Here is a 2146-nt window from a genome sequence, read left to right on the forward strand (position 1 = left end):
ACATTGATACGTGCAGCATCAATAATGGAAGGCGGGACTCTTATGGAACGATCCGACAAAAAAACCGTTTTCATTTCCATCACTGTTCTCGCGTGCATTATCACCGTGGTTCAATGCTCGAAAGATGACGCCGCCCTGCTCGACAGGAGCATGAAGATTTCCGAAAAAGCCCCGGTCAACCGGGAGCTCCGAAAGTTAAAAGAATCCGTACCATCGGCAAAGGACGACTTTGAGCGATCGGAAATCCACCAGAAAATTTCTGAAATAGAGTCCGATAAGGGCGATACGGCGAACGCGATCAGGTCGGCGCGAGAATCCATCAAGTATTATCCCAACCAGGCGCGCGCCCACTACCTGCTCGGGAAATCGTACCTGGCCTCCGGCAGGCTGGACGATGCCGAAACTGAACTCCGCCGGGCGCTGGAGCTTGACGAGCGGCTGGCCGATGCTCACTTCGAGATGGGGAACCTGAAATATAAAAGAAAACAGTACCCCGGGGCGCTCTCCGAATACGAGAAGACCGTAAAACTCGATCCCAAAAACTTCCAGGCCTTCAACAATATGGGCGTCATCAATTACCAGCTTAACCGCCCGGCCGACGCTGAAAAGGCCTTGCTCAGGGTTGTCGCGCTTCGGCCCGATTTCGCCGCCGTTTACAAAAACCTCGGAATCATCTACGAACTGAAATTGAAAGATACCTCCCGCGCGCGCGAATATTATACGCGCTACCTGGAAAAAACTCCCGGCGCTCCCGACCGTAACGCGGTCAAGCTCTGGATTGCGAATCTGGGGAAATAGGGGGTTCGATCGTGAGAACGAAAATATATATCATCCTGACGGCATGTACACTCGCCCTCGGGGGAGCCGCACTCACACAGGACGATACGGTCCGTTTCGCGGTTGCTCCCTTCGAAAACCTCAACGCCGGGGCGGATGAGTCGGGTATCGGAAGCGAGGCCGCGCGTCACATCGAGCAGTCGATGAGCGCCTCACCGCATTTCGCTCTTCGGAAAGGCGGCGAGATCGCCGCCTTTCTCGAGAGTCTCACCCTCGCGCAGGCGGGGCTCGGAGACACCGGCCCTGTAGACGCGGCCGGTAAGCGCCTTAAGATAACGCACCTGACGGTTGGATCGGTGGCGCTTATCGGCGGCCGCTACGAGGTGGACGCGCGCTCCGTCAACATCGAAAACTGGACGATCGTACACTCTTCCGGGTGCGGGACATACAGCCTCGATTCGGCCTGCTCGTATATCGGGCGCGACACGGACATCACGCTGACCGGGGAAAACCTCGCCTCGCGCGAGGCCGCGGCTAAAGAAAGTCCGACGATCTCGGTCTTTCGTTTCGGCGATTCCAACCCGGCCGCGTACGAGGCGGGAATCAGCGGTCCATTCGCCGAAATCCTCAACAGTGAGCTCGGAGCGCTCGGCGATATCGCGGTCATCGAGCGCACGCACCTCAAATCCGTAATCAACGAGAAAGCCCTCGAGATGGCCGGAGTCGTCGAAAACGATAATTCCGCCGGCTATTTCAACGTGCGCGGAATCGCCCACAAACTGGAGGGGGAGATTCGTGCTTTCAGCGACATCATCAGCGTGGGCTACCGTGTGGTCAATACGGGAAGCGGCAGGACCATTCATTCGGGTTACACCGAGGTGGGAAATCCCGATGCGTTGCGGCCGCTTGCCCGCCGTATCGCCCGCGAGGTGGCTGATTCCATCAACAAGCGCACGGGAACCGCGACCATCACGACAACACCCTCCGGTGCCGAGATCTTCATAGACGGCGAGAGCGCGGGGAAATCTCCCCTCACACTCACCCTCAAAACGGGTCGGCACACGGTCAAAGCAACCACCGCCGAACACGAGCCCGGCACCGGCGAGGTCGAGGTGCTTCCGGGGAAGACGACCGTGCTGGCGCTTCGCATGGAACGGATCCGCCAGCGCCTGCTCCAGGAGGCCTTTGCCTTCGAACAAAAGAACGACTGGGAGGCGGCACTCGGCAAATACCAGGAATTCATCGACCGGTACGGCGAATCGGAGTTCGCGAACATGGCCTATTACCGCAGGGGCCACATACTGCAGTTTTATCTCAAACAGCACGATGAGGCCGTCGCCTGCTTCGAAACGCTGATCGGACGGTACCC

2 protein-coding genes are annotated in these 2146 nt (G+C 58.1%); both read left to right on the forward strand.

What is annotated here, in order from left to right; translation table 11 throughout:
• Positions 1–42: 42 nt before the first annotated feature.
• Positions 43–798 (forward strand): tetratricopeptide repeat protein, encoded by a 756-nt coding sequence (locus VLM75_10045; protein ID HSV97261.1) that lies wholly within the window; start codon positions 43–45, stop codon positions 796–798.
• 11 nt (positions 799–809) lie between these two features.
• A partial coding sequence (locus tag VLM75_10050; protein HSV97262.1) for a PEGA domain-containing protein occupies positions 810–2146 on the forward strand: 1337 nt, incomplete at its 3' end.

The organism is Spirochaetota bacterium, from assembly GCA_035477215.1.
GTDB lineage: Bacteria > Spirochaetota > UBA4802 > UBA4802 > UBA5368 > MVZN01.

Excerpts from the sequence above, each read along its gene's own strand:
- VLM75_10045 (HSV97261.1), top strand. The coding sequence starts at position 43 with ATGGAACGATCCGACAAAAAAACCGTTTTCATTTCCATCACTGTTCTC.